Raw genomic sequence first — 20332 nt, forward strand, 5'->3', positions numbered from 1 at the left:
TTACTCGCTTGTTGAAAATGATGGATAGGTTAACCTTTAAACAACTTCTTAAAACGTTGTCACTAATAAGGAACTTGTCATGAAAGTAATCGCATTCGGAGCCAGCACGAGCAGTACTTCTATCAACAAAGCATTAGCTACTTATGCTGCAAATTTGATTGAAGGCGCGGACGTTGAAGTACTCGATCTTACCCAGTTTGATGTGCCAATGTTTAGCGAAGATAAAGAAAAAGAAATTGGCCAAGCAGAAGGGGCAAAGACGTTTTTAACGGCTATTCATCAAGCTGATGCTTTGGTTATTTCTTTCGCAGAACACAATGGCCATCATCCTGCGGCGTATAAAAACTTGTTTGATTGGGCAACACGTATTGAGCGCGAAGTATTCAAGGGGATTCCAGCAATTTACTTAGCGACTTCGCCAGGCCCTGGTGGCGCGAGCAACGTTCTTGCTGCTGCGGCTAACTCTGCACCTTATTTTGGCGGTAACGTGAAAGCCACAATCTCGGTGCCAAGTTTTTACGACAACTTTGACTTGGAAGCGGGAAGTTTGCGCAATGCAGAACTCGCTGAGCAAATTCAAACCGCAGTTAAACAGTTATAAATCGATATAGGCGGCATTGGCCGCCTATATACTCTTCATAGAACCTGTCACCTTCGTCCTGACTTTACTTTATCAATAATCACTAATTCATTTGGTGTTTGGCTTACCGAAGGAGTACCCTAACAACAAACTAAAATCATAAGGATGTATCATGATTAAGCTTGCGATAGTAGGAACCAATTGGATTAGTGAGAAGTTTGCCCAAGCGGCACTAGAAAGTGGAAAATTCACCGTGCGTGGCGTTTATTCTCGAGCGCTAGAGACAGCAAAGCGTTTTGGTGAGCCTCTTGGAGCGACGTCGTTTTTTGATAGTTTAGATGAGCTCGGTATATCGACAGACATTGACGCAGTTTATATTGCTTCTCCTAACAGTCTGCACTGCCAGCAAGCGATTCAACTTATGCGCGCGGGCAAACACGTGATTTGTGAAAAGCCGTTAGCTTCGAATATTAAAGAAGTTGAGCAGATGTTGGAGGTTGCCAAAGAGAACGGCGTCATCCTAATGGAAGCCTTCAAAACGGCGTACTTACCTAACTTTATCGAGTTAAAAAAAGCCACGAAGGAACTAGGTCGCCTACATAAGGTTCATTTGACCTATTGCCAATATTCCTCCCGTTACCAAAGATACCTTGATGGCGACAATCCAAATACATTCAATCCTGAGTTTTCTAATGGCTCTATTATGGATATTGGTTTTTACTCCGTTGCTGCAGCGGTTGAGTTATTTGGCGCCCCAAGCAAGATTCAAGCGTCTGGCCATTTACTGGAGTCGGGCGTTGATGCGCACGGCACTGTATTACTAAGTTATCCGGACTTTGATGTGACGCTGGAGCATTCAAAGGTGAGTAACAGTTACGCGGCGAGCGAGATTCAAGGTGAAGAGGCGAGCTTATTACTTACTCACTTTTCTGAGTGTCTAGGCTTTGAAAAGCGCGAAAGAAGCGGTGAAGTTACCAGCGTGTCGCTTCCACAAGTAGAGAACAGCATGATGTATGAAGCTGAGGCGTTTGCTTCTATGATTATTGCGCAAGAAATGGATCCGCATGCGATGCAGCGTTCGTTGGATATTTCGAGAATAATTACTGAAGTACGTTTGCAGACGGGTGTGGTGTTCCCAGCTGACAAATAACCGATAGAAAAAGTAAAGGAGCCGATAAGATATCGGCTCCTTTACTTTATGCTTTCTGATGATTTGAATCAGTTGACGTAGCTAAAGAGCGTTCTATGATTTTGGATTTACCAAGGCCTATGAACACCATCACTGTGGCGACGACAATGCAGATAGCGCCGACACCGACTTGTCCTTGAAAATCACCAGTTGCCGTAGCTGACTGGGCGACAATTGGCCCAAGTGCAAGACCTACTGTACCAATCTCTGGCCCGTAGGAACTGAAATACCCCGACTTATCGGTGGTGGCTAATGCGGTGTAGTAACGTGCATACATCATGTTCCATAGCATGATGTAAAATGCTGAAAAACCGAGGAAAGAGGTGGTGTCATTGGTGCTAGCCATACCAAAGCAAACTGCGGCATTGATGATACTTAACGAGACAATTATAGTGGTATGACTGTACTTTTTATCCACTACAGCCGTCAAAATACCACCAACAACTGCCATTACCGAACCAACCGCCAATACTAAACCGACATCTTCGGTGGAGGCTTGCATATCATCGCCAATAATTTCGATGTACGGGTAAATAATTCCTAGACTCAAGCTGTACACAAGAAATGCACCGCCAACCCATATCATTGGGACGACAAATGTTTTCTTATCCACCTTGCTCTGACTACCTTCTGATATCTCAAGATCTTTGTCGAGACGACCATTATCTGGGTAGAACCAAAATGCCACTAAGCAAAGAGCGGATGCGAACATAAAGAATTGATATAGCGCATTCAAGCCATAGGTTGCCATTAACTCAGGAATGAGGATAAACCACGTGATCAACCATACATTCAGAGCTGCAATCATATAGCCAAAATTTCGACCCGGGTGACGAGTAACACTCATTCCGACAAGACCTAATGAGTAACCAATACCTTGACCACTACCTGCAATGAGGCGACTTAGTATAAAACTGTCAAAATCTTGTGCAGTCATACTTAAATAGTTGCCAGCAATCAGTGCAAGTGCAGCAAGGTATCCAATATAGCGCCAATTAGTACGACGAATGAGTAGCAACGAGAAGAGGAGTGATGAAAGGGCGGTGGCTAATAATTCGTACATGGCAATACTTTCGATTTGTGCGTCATTTAATGACATCACTTCGGCCGCACCACCTAACATAAAAGGTAGAAAGTTAAAGGCATTTGGGGCGAACATTACCAGCATCATGGCAGCAATGATCAGGGCTTTGGAGTCGATTGTCCTGGCGGGGCTCACAAAGTGTTTTAACATAGTTATCTCCTATCCATCCTAGATTAGGTTTGTTAATGATATGTTAATCATGAGTGTTATTGATGAATTACAGTAGTACCCTTATGGGTTACAAAAATGTTGCAATTGTACTTGTTGTGTAAAGTGTTACTTCCCTCAATATCTGTTCATCGAACACATATTGAGGGCGGGAAGGTTTAGAGGGGCGTTATCTATGTGGCGTGTTATCGTTTAACTCAAAGCGACGATCAACCGAGAACATAGTCTTTAAAGTGATCTCGCAGATCTTTTTTACTGAGTTTGCCAGTGGCGGTGTGGGGAAGTTCGTTAATAAACTCAACGGCATCGGGGATACAGAATTTTGCGACTTTACCATCGAAGTGAGCCAAGAGCTCTGATTCTGTTACAGTCACATCATGAGTTACTGCAATAAGCAGCGGGCGTTCGCCCCACTTGTTGTGCGAAACACCAATCACTGCTGCTTCTTTGATATCAGGGTGCCCTACGGCAATGTTCTCCAGTTCAATTGAGCTAATCCATTCGCCCCCTGACTTAATGACATCTTTTGAACGATCGGTGATTTGCATATAACCATCAGAATCAATACTGGCCACGTCTCCGGTATCAAAGTAGCCGTTGCTATCAACACTCTCACCCTGCTTGTAGTACCCTGAGGCAATCCACGGGCCTCGTACTTTGACCGAGCCAAATTGGTGACCATCCCACGGTACCTGATTGCCTTGCCAATCTTCTATTCGCATGTCTACGCCAAACACAATGCGACCTTGTTTAAGCTGGTACCCCATCTTTTTTTCGTCAGCAAGTGAACGTAGCTTTGGCTTGAGTTTATTGAAGGTGCCAAGAGGGCTCATTTCAGTCATACCCCACGCATGGTGCATCGAGACATTAAATAATTCATCGAACTCCCTTATTAACACTTCAGGACAAGCAGAGCCCCCGACGACGATTCGCTTGAGACTTGGTATTTGCAGCTCTGACTGTTTTAAGTGCTCCAACAACATCAGCCACACCACCGGCACACCCGCTGTCATGGTCACACCTTCATTGTTAATAAGCTCAGTCAATGTGGCACCATCTGCCATTTTTGGTCCGGGCATAACGAGCTTAGTCCCAGTCATTGGGGCACTGTACGCCAGCCCCCACCCGTTGACATGAAACATAGGTACGATAGGCATTACGCATTCATCGATGGAAAGCCCAAACGCATCAGGTAGAGCACTGCCTAATGAATGAAGGACTGTCGACCGATGTGAGTAAAGCACGCCTTTGGGATGACCTGTTGTCCCCGAGGTATAGCATAGAGAACTGGCGTCATCTTCTTCTAGCTCTGGCCAAGTAAATACAGTGCTTCGGTCTGCGATAAAACTTTCGTAGTCCAATAGGTTTTCGATTTGAGATTCAGGTAAGTGAGCATGGTCCGTTAGTGCGATGAAGTGGTTAACGGTAGCGAGTTTGCTTTGCAGTTTTTCAATAAGAGGTGCGAAGAGTGGGTCAAAGAACACTATGGTGTCTTCTGCATGATTAATGATGTACTCAATTTGTTGTTCAAAGAGTCTAGGGTTGACGGTGTGTAATACCCCCCCAGAACAAGAGATGGCGTAGTACAGCTCAAGATGTCGGTAGTCATTCCATGCAAGCGTAGCGACACGCTGACCCTTTTTTAATCCCAATGATTTGAGGGCATTCGCCAATTGTCGAGTTCGCGAAAAGGCGTCAGACAAAGTATAGCGGTGTCTAGGGTTGTCGTAGGTTACCGAGACTATTTCGGTATCGCCATTGACGCGGTCGGCGTGACGCATGATTTCAGTGATGGTGAGGGGGACGTTCATCATCTGTCCTTTCATTATGCAACTCCATTTGTGTTGATGAAATGTAAACAGTATGTGATCGCTTTTCTTTTGGGTATGTACCCTGATGGGGTTACGTGCTCGAGGTGACTTAAGAGGTCTACGTTGGAACTAGGTTCAATCTGTGATGGCTTTCATCAAAACGCAGGTATTTTACTTTTTATCATCAACAATATTTGCCATTGTGTGCTAAATAATGTCCAAAAATAGTCGCGAGTTTGACAAATCGAATAGGTCGTTAGGTCATCGTTTGAGATATTTAATTGGTGGATTTGAGCTCGTTCCCTTGACGTGGTATTTCATCAGGGAGCGATACGTGATAAGGAGTGTCTATGTCAATTTTTATGGACGGGTGGATGGAGTTTAGCCATCGCTATCCTCCTCTTATTGAAGCAATAGGTGAGCAGTGCTTTTTGGAAAAACTGTCTCAGCTAATCACCAATATTGTTGACTATGAAAGTCTGGTTGTTATGGGCTTTAGCGAAGATAAAGCCCCTGTGGTCATCTATAACGATACCAACTTCTTTGCCGAACAGAGCAGAGATAAAGAATTTATGGGGGCGTTAGTTTTGGATCCGTTTTACCAACTGATCCGCAGAGGCGTGAGAGAAGGGGTGTATAAACTGGATGAAATCGCTCCGGACGAGTTTTATAGCAGTGATTATTACCATCAGATATACAAAAAGACTGGCTTACAGCAAGAAATAGGATTGATTGTGACTTGTACCGAAGGATTCACTTTGGTGCTTTCTGCTGGGCTGAGAAATAAACAGAGCGTTGAATGTGATGAGAAGTACCGTCTGAATTTATACTTTGACATGCTTAAATCAGCCATTCGTAAACATTTTGAGTTGGGTAGCCCAGAAGAAAGAACGATTGGGCATCAGCTCAATGACATTTTTAGTAACTTTGGGAAAGACTTCCTCAGTGAAAGGGAATGCCAAGTGACGCAACTGGTTCTGCAAGGCTATTCAACCAAAGCGATTGCACCATTGTTAGAAGTCAGCACCGAAACGGTCAAAGTTTACAGAAAGCGGATTCATAACAAACTCAAGATATCATCCCAATCCGAGTTGTTTTCTCTTTTTCTTGAGGCGGCATCGACGGTTCCTGCTGATAGTAATATCGATCCATTGACGGTCTATTTCGGAGGCAAACATGTCCACTGATGATGATGGTACTGTCACCTCATTGGGGAATTCAATTTCTACCGAAAGCGCGGAACAATAATGATGTTGGCACGGGCAAGCAGCAGCAATCAAGCTGCGGCAATGAAGTTTGCTAGTGACACATCTCCTTATCTGAACTCACGCTTGAGCCGCGTGAAAACATCAGTTTCCCCGACCTCCTGGTAGTCAGAGGTCGGGTCTTTTTGTGATCTCTATCCTAGGGTTTTTGTGCGTCATTCACTTGTGTGTGATTATGTTCACATTTAGGTTTTTTTTGACATTTGATAATTCTACAGCAAGGGTAGAATGAAAACGAATTGTTAAACTTGTTGCTGGATAATTGGCACAATGTGCTGAATAATCGTTAACAAATAGAATTATCAATATTAATTTCTGGCAATATTTCTCAGAGTAGAGAGAAGTTGTCAATTCACCTTCACATTACAGTATATTCATCTAATTTTTACCTATTGCAGGAGAATTATGCCATTTTTGCTACAAAAATATGGCAAATTAGTTCGAAGGTTGGTAATGTGAACCGCAATCTTTGTATGGATTTAGAATTAAATGCTCAAAAAATGAGCTAAATAAATCTAAAATGCTGTCCGTTCTAGCAATCCTACGAAGAAGTCATGGATGCAAAATTAAAACTTGGAGTTAAATGCATGTATAAGAATAAAATCACGCAAGCCCTTCTTCTAGGTGCTGGTATGGCAGTGGCTGCCACTTCTTTTTCTACTCTTGCCGCAGATGTACCAGCGGGCACTAAACTAGCAGAGAAACAAGAGCTTGTTCGTGGTAACGGTACCGAGGTAGCAACACTCGATCCACACAAATCTCAAGGTGTTCCAGAGTCACACGTAATTCGTGACCTTCTTGAAGGCCTAGTTAACCAAGATGCAAATGGTAAGACTATCCCAGGTGTTGCCGAAACTTGGGAAACGGCAGACAACCAAACTTTCACTTTCCACCTACGCAAAGACGCAAAATGGTCTAACGGCGATCCTGTAACGGCGAATGACTTCGTATACAGCTTCCAACGCGCGGTTGACCCAGCAACAGCATCTCCATACGCTTGGTATATGGAATATACCAAAATGGCGAACGCTAAAGACATCGTTGCTGGCAAGAAAGACAAGAGCGAGCTAGGTGTTAAAGCAGTAGACGACTACACGTTAGAAGTGACACTAGATACAGCAGTACCTTACTTCGTAATGATGATGGGTCACACAACGGTTAAGCCAGTTCACCAAGCAACGGTAGAAAAATTCGGTGACCAGTGGACTAAGCCAGAGAACTTCGTTGGTAACGGCGCATTTGTTCCAAACAAATGGGTAGTTAACGAGCGTCTAGAGCTTGTACGTAACGCTAAATATTGGGATAACGAGCACACTGTTCTTAATAAAGTAACGTTCTTGCCTATCGAGAACCAAGTTGCTGAAATGAACCGTTTCCTTTCTGGCGAACTAGATTTCACATACGAAGTACCTAACGAGCACTTCCGTCGTCTACAAAAAGAGTACCCACAAGATGTAAACATCAAGGGTAACCTATGTACTTATTACTACCAGTTCAATGCACAAAAAGCACCGTTTAACGACGTTCGCGTACGTAAAGCAATGTCTTATGCAATGGACCGCGATATCGTTACTAAAGCTATCCTTGGCCAAGGTCAAAAACCAGCTTATTTCCTAACGCCAGAGATCACTGCAGGCTTCGACCCTGTAACTCCTGAGTACGGCCAGCTTTCTCAGAAAGAGCGTATCGCTGAAGCGAAGCGTCTTCTTGAAGAAGCAGGTTATACGAAGAGCAACCCTCTAGAATTCAACCTACTTTACAACACATCTGAAAACCACAAGAAGATTGCTGTTGCAATCGCCTCTATGTGGAAGAAAGAGCTAGGCATCAACGCAAAACTTGAAAACCAAGAGTGGAAATCATACCTAGACAGCAAAGACACTGGTAACTTCGACGTTGCTCGTGCTGGTTGGTGTGGTGACTACAACGAAGCGTCTTCATTCCTAACGCTAATGGTTAGCCAGAACACAACTGCTGGTCAGCACTATAAGAGTGCAGATTACGACAAGATTATCGATAAAGCACTGCACTCAACTTCGGAAGAAGAGCGCACTAAGCTATACATCGATGCAGAGAAGCTGCTAGCGAAAGACATGCCGATTGCACCTATCTATCAGTATGTTACAACACGTCTAGTATCACCTCAGCTTGGTGGTTACCCAGAAGGTAACGCTGAAGATAAGATCTACTCAAAAGATCTATACATCAAAGCAAAATAATTCCCTATAAAAAATATAACTAACTAAGACCTGTGTGTGCATAAGCACACGCAGTGTCTATTTTATTTTTAATTGTCACAGACTGGATGGATGAGTTTATGATTAAATTCATACTTAAACGGATATTTGAAGCAATACCAACACTGTTGGTATTAATTACTGTCTCCTTTTTTCTGATGCGATTCGCACCAGGAAACCCTTTTTCAAGTGAGCGCCCACTTCCACCGGAAGTTATGGCTAACATTGAAGCAAAATATGGCCTTGATAAGCCAGTATTCGAACAGTACACCACTTACTTGACCAACATCTTACAAGGTGACTTTGGTCCATCTTTTAAATATCAAGATTACACAGTAAATGAGCTTATTTCGGTTGCTCTACCTGTATCGGCCAAAGTAGGTCTGATTGCCTTCATCTTTACCGTTATCATGGGTGTAACCGTAGGGACTATTGCCGCTTTACGGCAAAACACTTGGCTCGATTACACGATTATGTCCACGGCCATGCTTGGGGTCGTTATGCCTTCTTTCGTATTGGCACCAGCACTGATTTATCTGTTCTCGCTGCATTGGAATCTTTTCCCCGCTGGTGGCTGGCATGATGGTGGCTTCCAATACATCGTATTACCCGTGATCGCCATGTCACTGCTTTATGTTGCAACGTTTGCACGTATTACCCGTGGTAGCATGATTGAGACATTGAACAGTAACTTTATCCGTACAGCTCGCGCAAAAGGTTTGAGCTATCGTTATATCGTTCTTAAGCATGCTCTTAAGCCTGCACTGCTGCCAGTAGTATCCTACATGGGCCCTGCGTTCGTAGGTATCATTACCGGTTCGGTAGTAGTAGAGACTATTTTCGGATTACCTGGTATCGGTAAGCTGTTCGTAAACGCAGCCTTTAACCGAGACTATTCGTTAGTAATGGGTGTCACCATCTTAATTGGTTTCCTATTCATTCTATTTAACGCCATCGTAGACATCTTGCTTGCGATGATCGACCCGAAAATTCGTTACTAAGGGAGTGTGGTAATGATGCTAACGAAAAAAGAAAACTTGGAAGCGATAGAGAAGTTTTCCGAAAATTTAGAAATTGAAGGTCGTAGCTTGTGGCAAGACGCGCGTATCCGTTTTATGCGTAACAAAGCTGCGATGGTGAGTTTATTTATTCTAACCCTAATGACATTAGCAGTAATTTTCCTGCCAATGTTTGCTCAATACGCGTTTGATGATACAGATTGGTATGCCATGCATGCTGCGCCAAGTGCTGAGCACTGGTTTGGTACTGATAGTCTTGGTCGAGACCTGTATGTGCGTACACTAATGGGTGGCCGTATCTCTCTAATGGTAGGGGTTCTAGGTGCATTTGTTGCGGTACTGATTGGTACACTTTACGGTGCTACATCAGGCTTTATTGGTGGCCGTGTTGACCGCGTTATGATGCGTGTACTTGAGATCCTTTACGCTGTACCGTTTATGTTCTTAGTTATCGTACTAGTGACATTCTTCGGTCGTAACATTGTGCTTATCTTTGTAGCTATCGGTGCGATTGCTTGGCTAGACATGGCGCGTATCGTACGCGGCCAAACCCTCAGTTTACGTAGCAAAGAGTTTATCGAAGCGGCACACGTTTCCGGCGTGAGTAATTGGAAAATTATCACACGTCATATTGTTCCTAACGTACTTGGTATCGTAGCGGTGTACTCAACACTACTTATCCCAAGTATGATTTTGACGGAATCTTTCCTTTCATTCCTTGGCCTTGGTGTACAAGAGCCAATGACCAGTTGGGGCGCACTGCTTCAAGAGGGTTCTCAAACAATGGAAGTGGCTATTTGGCAGTTAATTTTCCCTGCTATTTTCATGGTCGTAACCTTGTTCTGCTTTAACTATGTTGGCGATGGTCTTCGTGACGCGCTGGATCCAAAAGACAGATAAGAACTAGTAGAAAGGATTGAATATGAGCTTATTAGATGTCAAAGATCTGCGTGTTGAGTTCACCACGCAGGACGGTATTGTTACCGCTGTAAACGACTTGAACTTCTCCCTTAACCAAGGCGAAACGCTGGGTATTGTAGGTGAGTCCGGTTCAGGTAAATCGCAAACTGTATTCGCTATCATGGGCTTGTTAGCGAAAAACGGTATCATCTCGGGTAGTGCACAATTTGAAGGGCGCGAAATTCTCAACTTGCCAGAAAAAGAGTTGAACAAAGTTCGCGCTGAGCAAATTGCGATGATTTTCCAAGACCCAATGACGTCGCTTAACCCATACATGAAAGTTAGCGACCAATTGATGGAAGTACTTATGCTGCATAAAGGCATGGGTAAAGCAGAAGCATTCGAAGAGTCTGTGCGTATGCTTGAAGCGGTAAAAATTCCAGAAGCGCGCAAGCGTATTACTATGTATCCACACGAATTCTCAGGCGGTATGCGTCAACGTGTGATGATTGCGATGGCACTTTTGTGTCGTCCAAAACTGCTGATTGCTGATGAACCGACAACGGCATTGGATGTGACGGTTCAGGCTCAGATCATGGACCTTCTGAACGAGCTTAAATCGGAGTTCAACACGGCCATTATCATGATTACCCATGACTTGGGTGTTGTTGCAGGCTCATGTGACAAAGTACTGGTTATGTACGCAGGTCGTACGATGGAGTACGGCACGGTAGATGAAATCTTCTATAACCCTAGCCACCCTTATGCGGAAGGCCTGTTGAAGGCAATCCCTCGTTTGGACACGGAAGGGGAGATCCTACCAACGATTCCAGGTAATCCACCAAACTTATTACGTTTGCCACCGGGCTGTCCTTACCAAGAGCGCTGCCACCGTGCAACTCCACAGTGTAGCGTGTCTGCGCCAACACTAGAGAACTTTGGACAAGGTCGTCAACGTGCGTGTTTTTCTGATTGGGAGGCTTGGGCAAAATGAATGCAATGACAAACAACAAATCACTATTACTTGATGTAAAAGAGCTAAAAGTACACTTCAGCATTGCATCGAAATCAGCTTGGCCTTGGTCAAAGCCTGCACAGCTTAAAGCCGTAGATGGCGTAAACGTACGTTTATACGAAGGTGAAACACTTGGCGTAGTAGGCGAATCTGGTTGTGGCAAATCTACGTTTGCACGTGCCATTATTGGTCTAGTGGAAGCAACAGACGGTGAAGTGATGTGGCTTGGTCAAGATTTGACTAAGATGCAAGCGGTTGAGCGCCGAAACACTCGCAAAGAAATCCAAATGATTTTCCAAGATCCTTTGGCATCACTTAACCCTCGTATGACGGTAGGTGACATCATTGCCGAGCCATTAGAGACCTTTTATCCAGAGCTCTCAAAACAGGAAGTGAAAGATCGCGTCAAAGAAATGATGGCGAAAGTAGGTCTGCTACCAAACGTGATTAACCGTTATCCGCACGAGTTCTCAGGTGGTCAGTGTCAGCGCATCGGTATTGCGCGTGCACTTATTTTACGCCCTAAGATGATAATCTGTGATGAGCCTGTATCGGCATTGGATGTATCTATCCAAGCGCAGGTGGTTAACCTACTGAAAGAGCTGCAAAAAGAACTAGGTTTGAGCCTAGTGTTTATTGCGCATGACCTGTCAGTCGTGAAGCACATTTCTGATCGTGTTTTGGTAATGTATCTTGGCAATGCTGTTGAGTTAGGTGAGGCAGAAGCACTATTTGCCAATCCGTCGCATCCTTATACTAAAGCGCTAATGTCAGCAGTTCCGATTCCAGATCCAAAAATTGAACGCACTAAAACCATTCAGATGTTGGAAGGGGATCTACCATCTCCGATCAGTCCTCCATCAGGTTGTGTATTCAGAACACGCTGCCCACAAGCAACGGAGCAGTGTGCTCAACAGAAACCAACAATTCAGGGAACGGACGTACACGCAGTGTCGTGCCTAAACGTTACGGTTTAGGGAATCCCAATTACCAGCAAGGAAAGGCTCTACTTACTTGTGTGTGAGTAATTAGAGCTGCTATTTCAGCCTGTGACGGGCCTAAGCGCGGCAATTTTTTTTAGTCGCGCTTTTTTTGATCTCATTACTGCCTCTTTCAACTAATTCGAACGACTTCTTTCAAACTATCCCCTCAAGTTCTTCACGCGCGCTTCATATAATGTCATCACTAAACGAAGAGAAGGAATGAAAGCATGGGTAAATTGGTTGAAGGTGTTTGGCATGATGTGTGGTATGACACTAAGACGTCTGGTGGTAAATTCGTGCGTGAAGATGCTGGCTTTCGTCATTGGATAAACAATAGCCCACATGCAGAATTCCAGCCTGAATCTGGTCGCTATCATTTATACGTATCACTTGCGTGCCCTTGGGCTCATAGAACACTGATCTTTCGCGCTCTTAAAGGTTTGGAACCGCACATTGATGTTACGGTCGTGTGTCCTGACATGCTTTCAGAAGGGTGGTCTTTTGGACTTCCTGAACCTCTATTTGGATTCACCAAACTTCACCAAATTTATACACAAGCTAAACCGGACTATACCGGTCGAGTTACTGTACCTGTTTTGTGGGATAAAAAGACCAATACTATTGTGAGTAATGAGTCATCGGAAATCATCCGAATGTTCAACTCGGAGTTCAACCATCTGACAGGTAATAGTGACGATTTTTATCCGGAGAAATTGCAGTCCGCGATTGACGAGTGGAATGAGTTTATCTACCCAAACATTAACAATGGGGTATACCGTTGCGGTTTTGCAACTACTCAGGAGGCGTATGAAGAAGCTTACAATAGCTTGTTTGCTGCTTTGGATAAGGTAGAAGCGCAGTTGGCGACCCATCGATACTTAACGGGTGAGCAGATAACGGAAGCAGATTGGCGATTGTTTACCACATTAGTGCGTTTTGATGCGGTGTATGTGGGACACTTTAAGTGCAACAAAAAACGTATTGCTGATTACGAAAATATCCAAGGTTTCCTCAAAGAGCTATACCAAGTTAACGGTGTTAAAGAGACCACTGATCTCTACCACATTAAACGCCACTACTACTTCAGTCATACGGGTATCAACCCAACTCAAATCGTCCCGGTTGGTCCAGATTTAGACTTGGATTCGCCTCATGGAAGAGAGCGTTAAATTGCGTGCAATAAAAAAGCCTCCGATGATGGAGGCTTTTTTCATTCAGTTAGAGAGCAGATTACTTTTGCTCTTGACCTGATTGAATCGCAGTTAGTGCTACTGTGTACACGATATCGTCTACTAGTGCGCCACGAGAAAGGTCGTTAACTGGCTTGCGCATACCTTGCAGCATTGGACCGATAGAAACTAGGTCTGCTGAACGCTGTACCGCTTTGTATGTTGTGTTACCAGTGTTTAGATCTGGGAATACAAATACAGTCGCTTTACCAGCAACTGGAGAGTTAGGTGCTTTAGAAGCCGCTACGTTCTCCATGATCGCTGCATCGTACTGTAGAGGACCGTCGATGATAAGATCAGGACGTTTCTCTTTTGCTAGTTTGGTTGCTTCACGTACTTTATCTACATCAGCACCTTTACCAGACTCACCAGTAGAGTATGAGATCATTGCAACGCGTGGGTCGATACCGAATGCTGCAGCAGAGTCTGCAGATTGGATAGCGATTTCAGCAAGTTGCTCAGCTGTTGGGTCAGGGTTGATTGCACAGTCACCGTATACCAATACTTGATCAGGCAGCAGCATGAAGAAGATTGAAGATACGATAGATGTACCCGGAGCTGTTTTGATGATTTGGAACGGAGGAACGATAGTATTTGCTGTTGTGTGAACAGCACCAGATACTAGACCGTCTACTTCGTTTGCTTCAAGCATCATTGTGCCTAGGTAAACAGAGTCTTGTAGCTTCTCACGAGCCACAACTTCAGTCATACCTTTCGCGCCACGCAGCTCTACTAGACGAGCAACGTAGTTTTCACGTACCGCATCAGAATCGATGATAGTAACACCAGTACCTAGCTCAACACCTTGTTGTGCAGCTACGCGTTTGATTTCGTCAGGGTTACCAAGAAGCACACATTCCGCGATGCCACGCTCAGCACAGATAGCCGCAGCCTTAACTGTACGAGGCTCATCACCTTCAGGAAGAACGATACGCTTGCCGGCCTTACGAGCAAGTTCTGTTAACTGGTAACGGAATGCTGGTGGGCTTAGTTTACGAGTACCGATAGTACCTTCAAGTAGAGAGTCAATCCATGGGCCGTCGATGTGACCAGCAACGTGCTCGTTAACGAACTCGATACGCTCTTTATCGTCCGCAGGAACTTCTAGGCTAAAGCTCTGTAGGTTCAGAGACGTTTGCCATGTGTTACCTTGAGCCTTAAAGATTGGCAGGCCAGTATCTAGTGCTGGCTTGATTAGGTCAGCAATCTCAACAGGAACATCGTAGCCACCTGTTAATAGGATAGCGCCGATTTCTACGCCGTTCATTGCAGCAAGTGCCGCAGCGACGATAACGTCTGGACGGTCTGCTGAAGTAACAAGTAGAGAACCTGGTTTGAAGTGCTCGATCATGTTTGGTAGAGAACGTGCACAGAACGTGATGCTCTTAATACGACGCTTCTCAATATCGCCCGCGTTAATCACTTCAGCATTTAGGTGCTGAGCCATGTCGATTGCACGCGTTGCAATTAAATCGATCTTCCAAGGCACGCAGCCAAGAACGCGGATTGGGCTAGTGTTGAAGATTTGCATTACTTCAAGGTTAGCTTGCTGCGCGGTGTCTGCGTCGTCAAAGATTTCAGAAAGATCTGGACGAGTGCGGCCTGCTTCATCAACAGGAGCGTTTAGCTTGTTGATGATAACGCCAGAGATGTTCTTGTTTTTAGTACCACCGTAGTTAGTACATGCAACTTCGATACGCTCTTTAAGCTGACTTGGGTTGTCAGTACCTGGCGTTGCTACGAATACGATCTCTGCACCAAGTGTTTTTGCGATTTCTGCGTTAACTGCGTTCGCAAATGGGTGTTTACGAGTCGGTACTAGACCTTCGATAAGCGTTACTTCAGCGTCTTTGCTTACTTGATTGTAACGTTCAACAATTGTCTCAAGTAGTACATCAACTTTTTCGCTACCGTATAGGTTCTCAACGTCAGACATTGGAAGTGGTTGGCCCACTTTCATATCGCTGCTGTTACCAACGATAGTTGAAGTTAAGTCTGGTTGATCGCCACCGTGGCGAGGCTGAGCGATAGGCTTGTAGAACGCAACGTTCACACCTTTGCGCTCCATAGCACGCAATACACCCATGCTAACACTGGTAAGACCTACGCCAGCGCTAGTTGGTACAAGCATAATAGTACGGGACATTCTTTGAGTACCTCAAACTATATGTAGGGAAGAAACTCAGCGTGGTGAACGTCCTTTTTAGGAGAAAAGCAGACGGTCGGCTGAGCCCAATAAGAAAACTGGCTAACCTAAGTTAGCCAGTTTGAAAATTAAAGACCTGCTAGACGTGCAGTGTCTTCAGCAATTACTAGCTCTTCGTTAGTAGAGATAACCATTGCTGGGATACGACTGCTTGCAGCAGTGATAGTGCCTTCGCCGCCGAAACGAGCTTTAAGGTTAGCTTCACCGTCAACTTCGATGCCGAATACGCCTAGACGGTTTAGAACCATCTCGCGGATTGGAGCAGAGTTTTCACCGATACCACCAGTGAACACGATAGCGTCTAGACGACCGTCAAGAGATGCAGTGTAACCCGCTACGTATTTCGCTAGACGGTGACAGAACACGTCCATTGCACGAGTTGCTTCTTCTTTCTCACCGTAGTTGTCTTCAACGAAACGGCAGTCAGAAGTCACTTCAGTTAAACCTAGAAGACCAGACTCTTTAGTTAGCATGTTGTTGATTTGCTCAACAGAGTAACCTAGTGCGTCGTGTAGGTGGAAGATGATCGCTGGATCGATATCACCACAACGGGTACCCATTACTAGACCTTCAAGAGGAGTTAGACCCATTGAAGTGTCTACTGATTCACCGTTCTTGATAGCACAAACAGAAGCACCGTTGCCTAGGTGGCAGTTGATGATGTTCAGTTCGTTAGCTGGCTTACCAAGTAGTTCAGCTGCTTCACGTGCGATGAATAGGTGAGACGTACCGTGCATGCCGTAGCGACGGATACCGTGCTCTTTGTACAGGTTGTACGGTAGAGCGTATAGGTAAGACTCTTGAGGCATAGTTTGGTGGAACGCAGTGTCAAATACTGCTACGTTCTTAAGCTCTGGGAAGTTGTGCTTCGCCGCTTCGATACCGATGATGTGAGCTGGGTTGTGAAGAGGTGCAAATGTTGCAGAGTCTTCGATACCTTTAAGTACATCGTCTGTAATTAGAGCAGAAGATGTGAATTGCTCACCACCGTGAACGATACGGTGACCGATAGCGCCTAGGTTAGCTTTTAGCTCAGGTTTAGAAGCAAGGATAGTTTCTACCATGAACGCTAACGCTTCTTCGTGAGCAGCGCCGTCGCCTAGTTGAGCTTCGTGTTTACCATCAAGTTTCCACTTGATACGAGCTTCTGGAAGGTGTAGACATTCAGCAAGGCCTGTTAGGTGCTCATCACCGTTTTCTGCATCAACGATGGCGAACTTAAGAGAAGAACTACCGCAGTTTAAAACTAAAACCAGCTTAGACATTAGAGGTTACCTGTATTTTATTGATCATGGATCATTGGGGTATAAAACGTATCTCAAGGCTGAGAAGGTACAAAAGATTTACCATTCAGTCTTGGTCAAAAATTCATCAATTGCCGTATAATAATATGCGATTTCTTCATTAAAATCACACTTGCGTCCTTGCGACGTTCATCTCTTGGTTGCCTTATTTGTAAATAAAGACAACAATGAGATTGAGGAAACGCAAAGAATAACGATAATGACAGAAGATAACAAAATAAATTTGAAAGAATATTAACTTCAGTCAATATTTTGCTGATTTAGTTGAAGAGTTCAACTTTTTTTTAGTGAGGTTGCCTATGAGCGAGCGAGTAAGTCTGACTCAGAGTATAAAAAATGGCCAAAAGTACATGGAGCTGTGGCCAATGAGAAAGGAACTCACACCATTGTTCCCAGAGCAGCGCATAATCAAAGCAACAAAGTTTGGTATTAAAGTCATGCCTGCGGTTGCCGCTATTAGCGTATTAACGCAAATGGCGTTTAGCAATGCTCAAGCCATGCCACAATCTATAGTTATCGCGCTGTTTGCTATCAGCTTACCAGTTCAAGGTATGTGGTGGCTTGGAAACCGCTACAACACACAACTACCTCCAGCACTTGCGTCTTGGTATCGAGAGCTGCATCAAAAAATCATTGAGACGGGCTGTGCGATGGAGCCAGTTAAAGCCAAGCCCAAATATAAAGAACTTGCTGTCACTCTAAATAGAGCGTTTAGACAGCTCGACCGTAGCGATTTTGACCGTTGGTTCTAATCTAATTGGTTTCAAAACAAAACCCCGCGTCAATGCGGGGTTTTGTTTTGTAGGGGCTTGTCTTGTTACCACTATTCATATGCTCGACGGATCTTGTAGACGCTGCCACTGTCTGTCGTAAACCATACGTTACCCGCAGTATCAGAAGTAATATCGCGGATACGTTCCCCCAGTTCTTCATAATAACGGCGTTCTTCGAGTACTTGGCCAGCTTCATTGACATCGAGGACGTTCATATGAGTGAGCTTTAATGCGCCAATCAGAAGTATGCCGTTTAATCGAGGGAACTTGTCTCCCTGATAAAGATGCAGTGAACTAGGTGCGATAGAGGGGATGTACACTTTCTTCGGCGACTCTATTCCATCTTTTTCTTGAGCTTCACCCGCATTAATCGGCCCCCAATATTCCTTTCCATGAGAAGTGATTGGCCAGCCATAGTTTGCGCCGGCTTTGATTAGGTTGAGCTCATCTCCGCCTCGTGGTCCGTGTTCAATGGCCCAAAGCTGCTTTCTTTTACTGTCGTAGATTATGCCTTGTGGGTTTCGGTGACCATACGAGTATATCTCGGGGGCAAAGCGCTTGTTATCAATAAATGGATTGTCTTTAGGCATGCTGCCATCATGATTGAGCCGAATGATAGTGCCCGCGTGATTGTCGGTTTGCTGCGCATTATCTCGTTCCCCAGCGTCTCCGATAGTCATGTAGATATACCCCTCATCATCAAAAGCAAGACGACTGCCAAAATGTCGCCCCGAGGTGACGACAACATTGCTGGAGAATAAGTCCTGCCATGACTCTAAGGTTGACCCGTTTAAACGTGCTTTGGCAAGTGTCGGGGCACCGCCTTTACCGTCGGGTTTGGCATAAGTGAAATAAAAAACACTTTTTTCTTTAGGGCTAGCGACGATGTCCATCAAACCGCCTTGACCTGACGAATACACGTCTGGCGCACCGGAGACAGGGGATGCCTTTCCGGTTTCCCCATCAAGGATAACAAGACTGCCTTGGCGTAAAGCTATCAAAAAACGTTTATTATCAATGGGCTCTATTGACCACGGCACGCCTTCAATGACGGCAACTTTATCGAGCTTGCTGCTTTCCAATTCCCTAGCAAGCCCGAATACAGAGAACATACAAACGAGAGATATAAACAGAGCTTTTTGAATATGTAGGTTCATGAAGGTCTTCCTTGGTATCTATCGGGAACAAGCATATATGAAGCAGAACGCTATCTGTATGAATATAGACACCTTTCACAAAAAATCACTCACAATCCTTCACTTTTGTCAAAAATGCATTACGCTAAGATTTGACCAAATATTAGTCGCATGTATCGTAATGTGTACATCTTGATTAAAATGTATGTCTTTAAATCAATCTTTCAGCACGTTTATCTGGTCGGATTGTTAATATTATCTTTCAATTTGGTAAGCTTACTGGTAGAAATAGCAGTAAGTCGAAAATTAAATAAATATTCGATGCTGAATGTAAAACAATAATTACACCTAATTTCCTCTCGAGTGAGTGCTTTCTGCCTCACAAGGAAAATTGCTGAATCAAGGAGTGAAGATGAAAGCAAGCAAGTTACTTGTCACAGCAGCACTAACTGGCGTAGCTCTACTATCGTCTACGAGCATTATGGCAAAGACGGCAAAAGTGGCAGTATCCCAAATCGTTGAACACCCAGCGCTTGATGCGACTCGCCAAGGCTTAGTGGATGGTTTAAAAGCGAAAGGGTATGAGCAAGGAAAGAATCTAGAATTTGACTATAAAACAGCGCAAGGCAATCCAGCTATTGCGGTACAGATTGCTCGCCAATATGTAGGTGAGCGCCCTGACGTTCTTGTTGGTATAGCAACTCCAACGGCTCAGGCTCTGGTATCAGCAACACGTGATATACCGGTTGTCTTCACCGCCGTTACTGACCCTGTGGGTGCAAAGTTAGTGAAGCAGCTTGAGCAACCAGGTAAAAACGTGACAGGTCTGTCTGACCTTTCTCCTGTTGATCAACACATTGAATTAATTCAAGAAATTATGCCAAATGTAAAAAGCATTGGTGTGGTTTATAACCCAGGTGAGGCTAACGCGGTTAGCCTCATGAAACTGCTTAAAGAGAGTACCGATAAGCGCGGTATTGAATTGGTAGAAGCAACCGCACTTAAAAGTGCCGATGTGCAAACTGCCACTCAAGCGATTGCCGCTAAATCAGACATCATCTACGCACTTATCGATAACACGGTTGCCAGTGCGATTGAAGGCATGATTGTTTCCGCAAACCAAGCGAAGAAACCGGTATTTGGTGCAGCAACGTCCTATGTTGAGCGTGGTGCGGTAGCAAGTCTTGGGTTTGATTACTACCAAATTGGTGTTCAAACCGCAGACTACGTGGCAGATATCCTAGATGGTAAAGATCCAGGCCAAATGGATGTCAAAGTTGCGAAAGGCTCTGACTTGGTTATCAACGAAACAGCAGCTAAAAAACTGGGTTTAGCGATTCCTAAATCAGTGATGGATCGTGCAACAAGCGTGAAGTAACGCGCGAATGATAGTGGCTGGGCTTTATGACTTAAGGCCCAGCTTTTTTATTAAG

General features: G+C 44.6%; 16 protein-coding genes. 11 read left to right on the forward strand and 5 right to left on the reverse strand.

Annotated elements, in window-relative coordinates:
* The first annotated feature begins 79 nt into the window (after positions 1–79).
* Together AWH66_RS12920 and AWH66_RS12925 are read left to right on the forward strand one after the other, a co-directional pair.
* Positions 80–601, forward strand: coding sequence for an NADPH-dependent FMN reductase (locus AWH66_RS12920; RefSeq protein ID WP_063606442.1), 522 nt, complete (start codon positions 80–82; stop codon positions 599–601).
* 151 nt (positions 602–752) lie between these two features.
* Complete coding sequence (locus tag AWH66_RS12925) at positions 753–1730, forward strand: Gfo/Idh/MocA family protein (protein WP_063606443.1); 978 nt, start codon at positions 753–755, stop codon at positions 1728–1730.
* A gap of 46 nt (positions 1731–1776) precedes the next feature.
* Here AWH66_RS12925 and AWH66_RS12930 read toward each other — a convergent pair whose 3' ends face one another.
* Positions 1777–3003, reverse strand: a complete 1227-nt coding sequence (locus AWH66_RS12930; RefSeq protein WP_063606444.1) for an MFS transporter — start codon at positions 3001–3003, stop codon at positions 1777–1779.
* A 227-nt stretch (positions 3004–3230) separates the two neighbouring features.
* Positions 3231–4847: a long-chain-fatty-acid--CoA ligase gene (locus AWH66_RS12935; RefSeq protein ID WP_063606445.1), complete on the reverse strand. Its 1617-nt coding sequence runs from the start codon at positions 4845–4847 to the stop codon at positions 3231–3233.
* Between the two features lie 335 nt (positions 4848–5182).
* On the opposite strand from AWH66_RS12935, the gene AWH66_RS12940 reads away from it, so the two are divergent.
* From AWH66_RS12940 to AWH66_RS12970, 7 genes are all read left to right on the forward strand, one after another.
* Positions 5183–6019, forward strand: a complete 837-nt coding sequence (locus AWH66_RS12940) for a response regulator transcription factor (RefSeq protein WP_063606446.1) — start codon at positions 5183–5185, stop codon at positions 6017–6019.
* Positions 6020–6684: 665 nt separating this feature from the next.
* The gene (locus tag AWH66_RS12945; RefSeq protein WP_063606447.1) at positions 6685–8316 is read left to right on the forward strand and encodes an ABC transporter substrate-binding protein; all 1632 of its coding nucleotides are present in this window, start codon (positions 6685–6687) and stop codon (positions 8314–8316) included.
* A gap of 98 nt (positions 8317–8414) precedes the next feature.
* Positions 8415–9335 (forward strand): oligopeptide ABC transporter permease OppB, encoded by a 921-nt coding sequence (oppB, locus tag AWH66_RS12950; protein WP_006070023.1) that lies wholly within the window; start codon positions 8415–8417, stop codon positions 9333–9335.
* Between the two features lie 15 nt (positions 9336–9350).
* The gene (oppC, locus tag AWH66_RS12955) at positions 9351–10253 is read left to right on the forward strand and encodes an oligopeptide ABC transporter permease OppC (protein WP_063606543.1); all 903 of its coding nucleotides are present in this window, start codon (positions 9351–9353) and stop codon (positions 10251–10253) included.
* 22 nt (positions 10254–10275) lie between these two features.
* On the forward strand, positions 10276–11247 hold the full coding sequence (oppD, locus tag AWH66_RS12960; RefSeq protein ID WP_006070025.1) for an ABC transporter ATP-binding protein: 972 nt from the start codon (positions 10276–10278) through the stop codon (positions 11245–11247).
* A 5-nt stretch (positions 11248–11252) separates the two neighbouring features.
* Entirely contained in the window at positions 11253–12245 is a 993-nt protein-coding gene (gene oppF, locus AWH66_RS12965) for a murein tripeptide/oligopeptide ABC transporter ATP binding protein OppF (protein ID WP_063606544.1), read from the forward strand.
* Positions 12246–12478: 233 nt separating this feature from the next.
* Positions 12479–13420, forward strand: coding sequence for a glutathione S-transferase family protein (locus AWH66_RS12970; RefSeq protein WP_063606448.1), 942 nt, complete (start codon positions 12479–12481; stop codon positions 13418–13420).
* A gap of 61 nt (positions 13421–13481) precedes the next feature.
* Here the strand turns inward: AWH66_RS12970 and pta are convergent, their stop codons facing one another.
* Both pta and AWH66_RS12980 read right to left on the reverse strand, forming a co-directional pair.
* Positions 13482–15626, reverse strand: coding sequence for a phosphate acetyltransferase (pta, locus tag AWH66_RS12975; RefSeq protein ID WP_063606449.1), 2145 nt, complete (start codon positions 15624–15626; stop codon positions 13482–13484).
* A gap of 128 nt (positions 15627–15754) precedes the next feature.
* Positions 15755–16951, reverse strand: a complete 1197-nt coding sequence (locus AWH66_RS12980; RefSeq protein ID WP_006070029.1) for an acetate kinase — start codon at positions 16949–16951, stop codon at positions 15755–15757.
* A 338-nt stretch (positions 16952–17289) separates the two neighbouring features.
* Between AWH66_RS12980 and yfbV the strand changes: the two genes are divergently transcribed.
* Positions 17290–17742, forward strand: a complete 453-nt coding sequence (gene yfbV, locus AWH66_RS12985) for a terminus macrodomain insulation protein YfbV (protein ID WP_006070030.1) — start codon at positions 17290–17292, stop codon at positions 17740–17742.
* A 71-nt stretch (positions 17743–17813) separates the two neighbouring features.
* Here yfbV and AWH66_RS12990 read toward each other — a convergent pair whose 3' ends face one another.
* Positions 17814–18920 carry a PQQ-dependent sugar dehydrogenase gene (locus AWH66_RS12990; protein WP_063606450.1) on the reverse strand — a complete coding sequence of 369 codons (1107 nt, stop codon included), beginning with the start codon at positions 18918–18920 and terminating at the stop codon, positions 17814–17816.
* Between the two features lie 391 nt (positions 18921–19311).
* On the opposite strand from AWH66_RS12990, the gene AWH66_RS12995 reads away from it, so the two are divergent.
* Positions 19312–20277, forward strand: a complete 966-nt coding sequence (locus AWH66_RS12995) for an ABC transporter substrate-binding protein (protein ID WP_063606451.1) — start codon at positions 19312–19314, stop codon at positions 20275–20277.
* The last annotated feature ends 55 nt before the right edge of the window (positions 20278–20332 follow it).

Origin of the sequence: Vibrio barjaei (assembly GCF_001639065.2) — a bacterium.
In the GTDB taxonomy this organism is placed as follows: domain Bacteria; phylum Pseudomonadota; class Gammaproteobacteria; order Enterobacterales; family Vibrionaceae; genus Vibrio; species Vibrio barjaei.

Coding starts and splice junctions, on each gene's coding strand:
- AWH66_RS12920 (WP_063606442.1), top strand. CDS start 80: ATGAAAGTAATCGCATTCGGAGCCAGCACGAGCAGTACTTCTATCAAC.
- AWH66_RS12925 (WP_063606443.1), top strand. CDS start 753: ATGATTAAGCTTGCGATAGTAGGAACCAATTGGATTAGTGAGAAGTTT.
- oppB (WP_006070023.1), top strand. CDS start 8,415: ATGATTAAATTCATACTTAAACGGATATTTGAAGCAATACCAACACTG.
- oppD (WP_006070025.1), top strand. CDS start 10,276: ATGAGCTTATTAGATGTCAAAGATCTGCGTGTTGAGTTCACCACGCAG.
- oppF (WP_063606544.1), top strand. CDS start 11,253: ATGACAAACAACAAATCACTATTACTTGATGTAAAAGAGCTAAAAGTA.
- pta (WP_063606449.1), bottom strand. CDS start 15,626: ATGTCCCGTACTATTATGCTTGTACCAACTAGCGCTGGCGTAGGTCTT.
- oppC (WP_063606543.1), top strand. CDS start 9,351: ATGCTAACGAAAAAAGAAAACTTGGAAGCGATAGAGAAGTTTTCCGAA.
- AWH66_RS12990 (WP_063606450.1), bottom strand. CDS start 18,920: ATGAACCTACATATTCAAAAAGCTCTGTTTATATCTCTCGTTTGTATG.
- AWH66_RS12945 (WP_063606447.1), top strand. CDS start 6,685: ATGTATAAGAATAAAATCACGCAAGCCCTTCTTCTAGGTGCTGGTATG.
- AWH66_RS12935 (WP_063606445.1), bottom strand. CDS start 4,847: ATGAAAGGACAGATGATGAACGTCCCCCTCACCATCACTGAAATCATG.
- yfbV (WP_006070030.1), top strand. CDS start 17,290: ATGAGCGAGCGAGTAAGTCTGACTCAGAGTATAAAAAATGGCCAAAAG.
- AWH66_RS12970 (WP_063606448.1), top strand. CDS start 12,479: ATGGGTAAATTGGTTGAAGGTGTTTGGCATGATGTGTGGTATGACACT.
- AWH66_RS12995 (WP_063606451.1), top strand. CDS start 19,312: ATGAAAGCAAGCAAGTTACTTGTCACAGCAGCACTAACTGGCGTAGCT.
- AWH66_RS12980 (WP_006070029.1), bottom strand. CDS start 16,951: ATGTCTAAGCTGGTTTTAGTTTTAAACTGCGGTAGTTCTTCTCTTAAG.
- AWH66_RS12940 (WP_063606446.1), top strand. CDS start 5,183: ATGTCAATTTTTATGGACGGGTGGATGGAGTTTAGCCATCGCTATCCT.
- AWH66_RS12930 (WP_063606444.1), bottom strand. CDS start 3,003: ATGTTAAAACACTTTGTGAGCCCCGCCAGGACAATCGACTCCAAAGCC.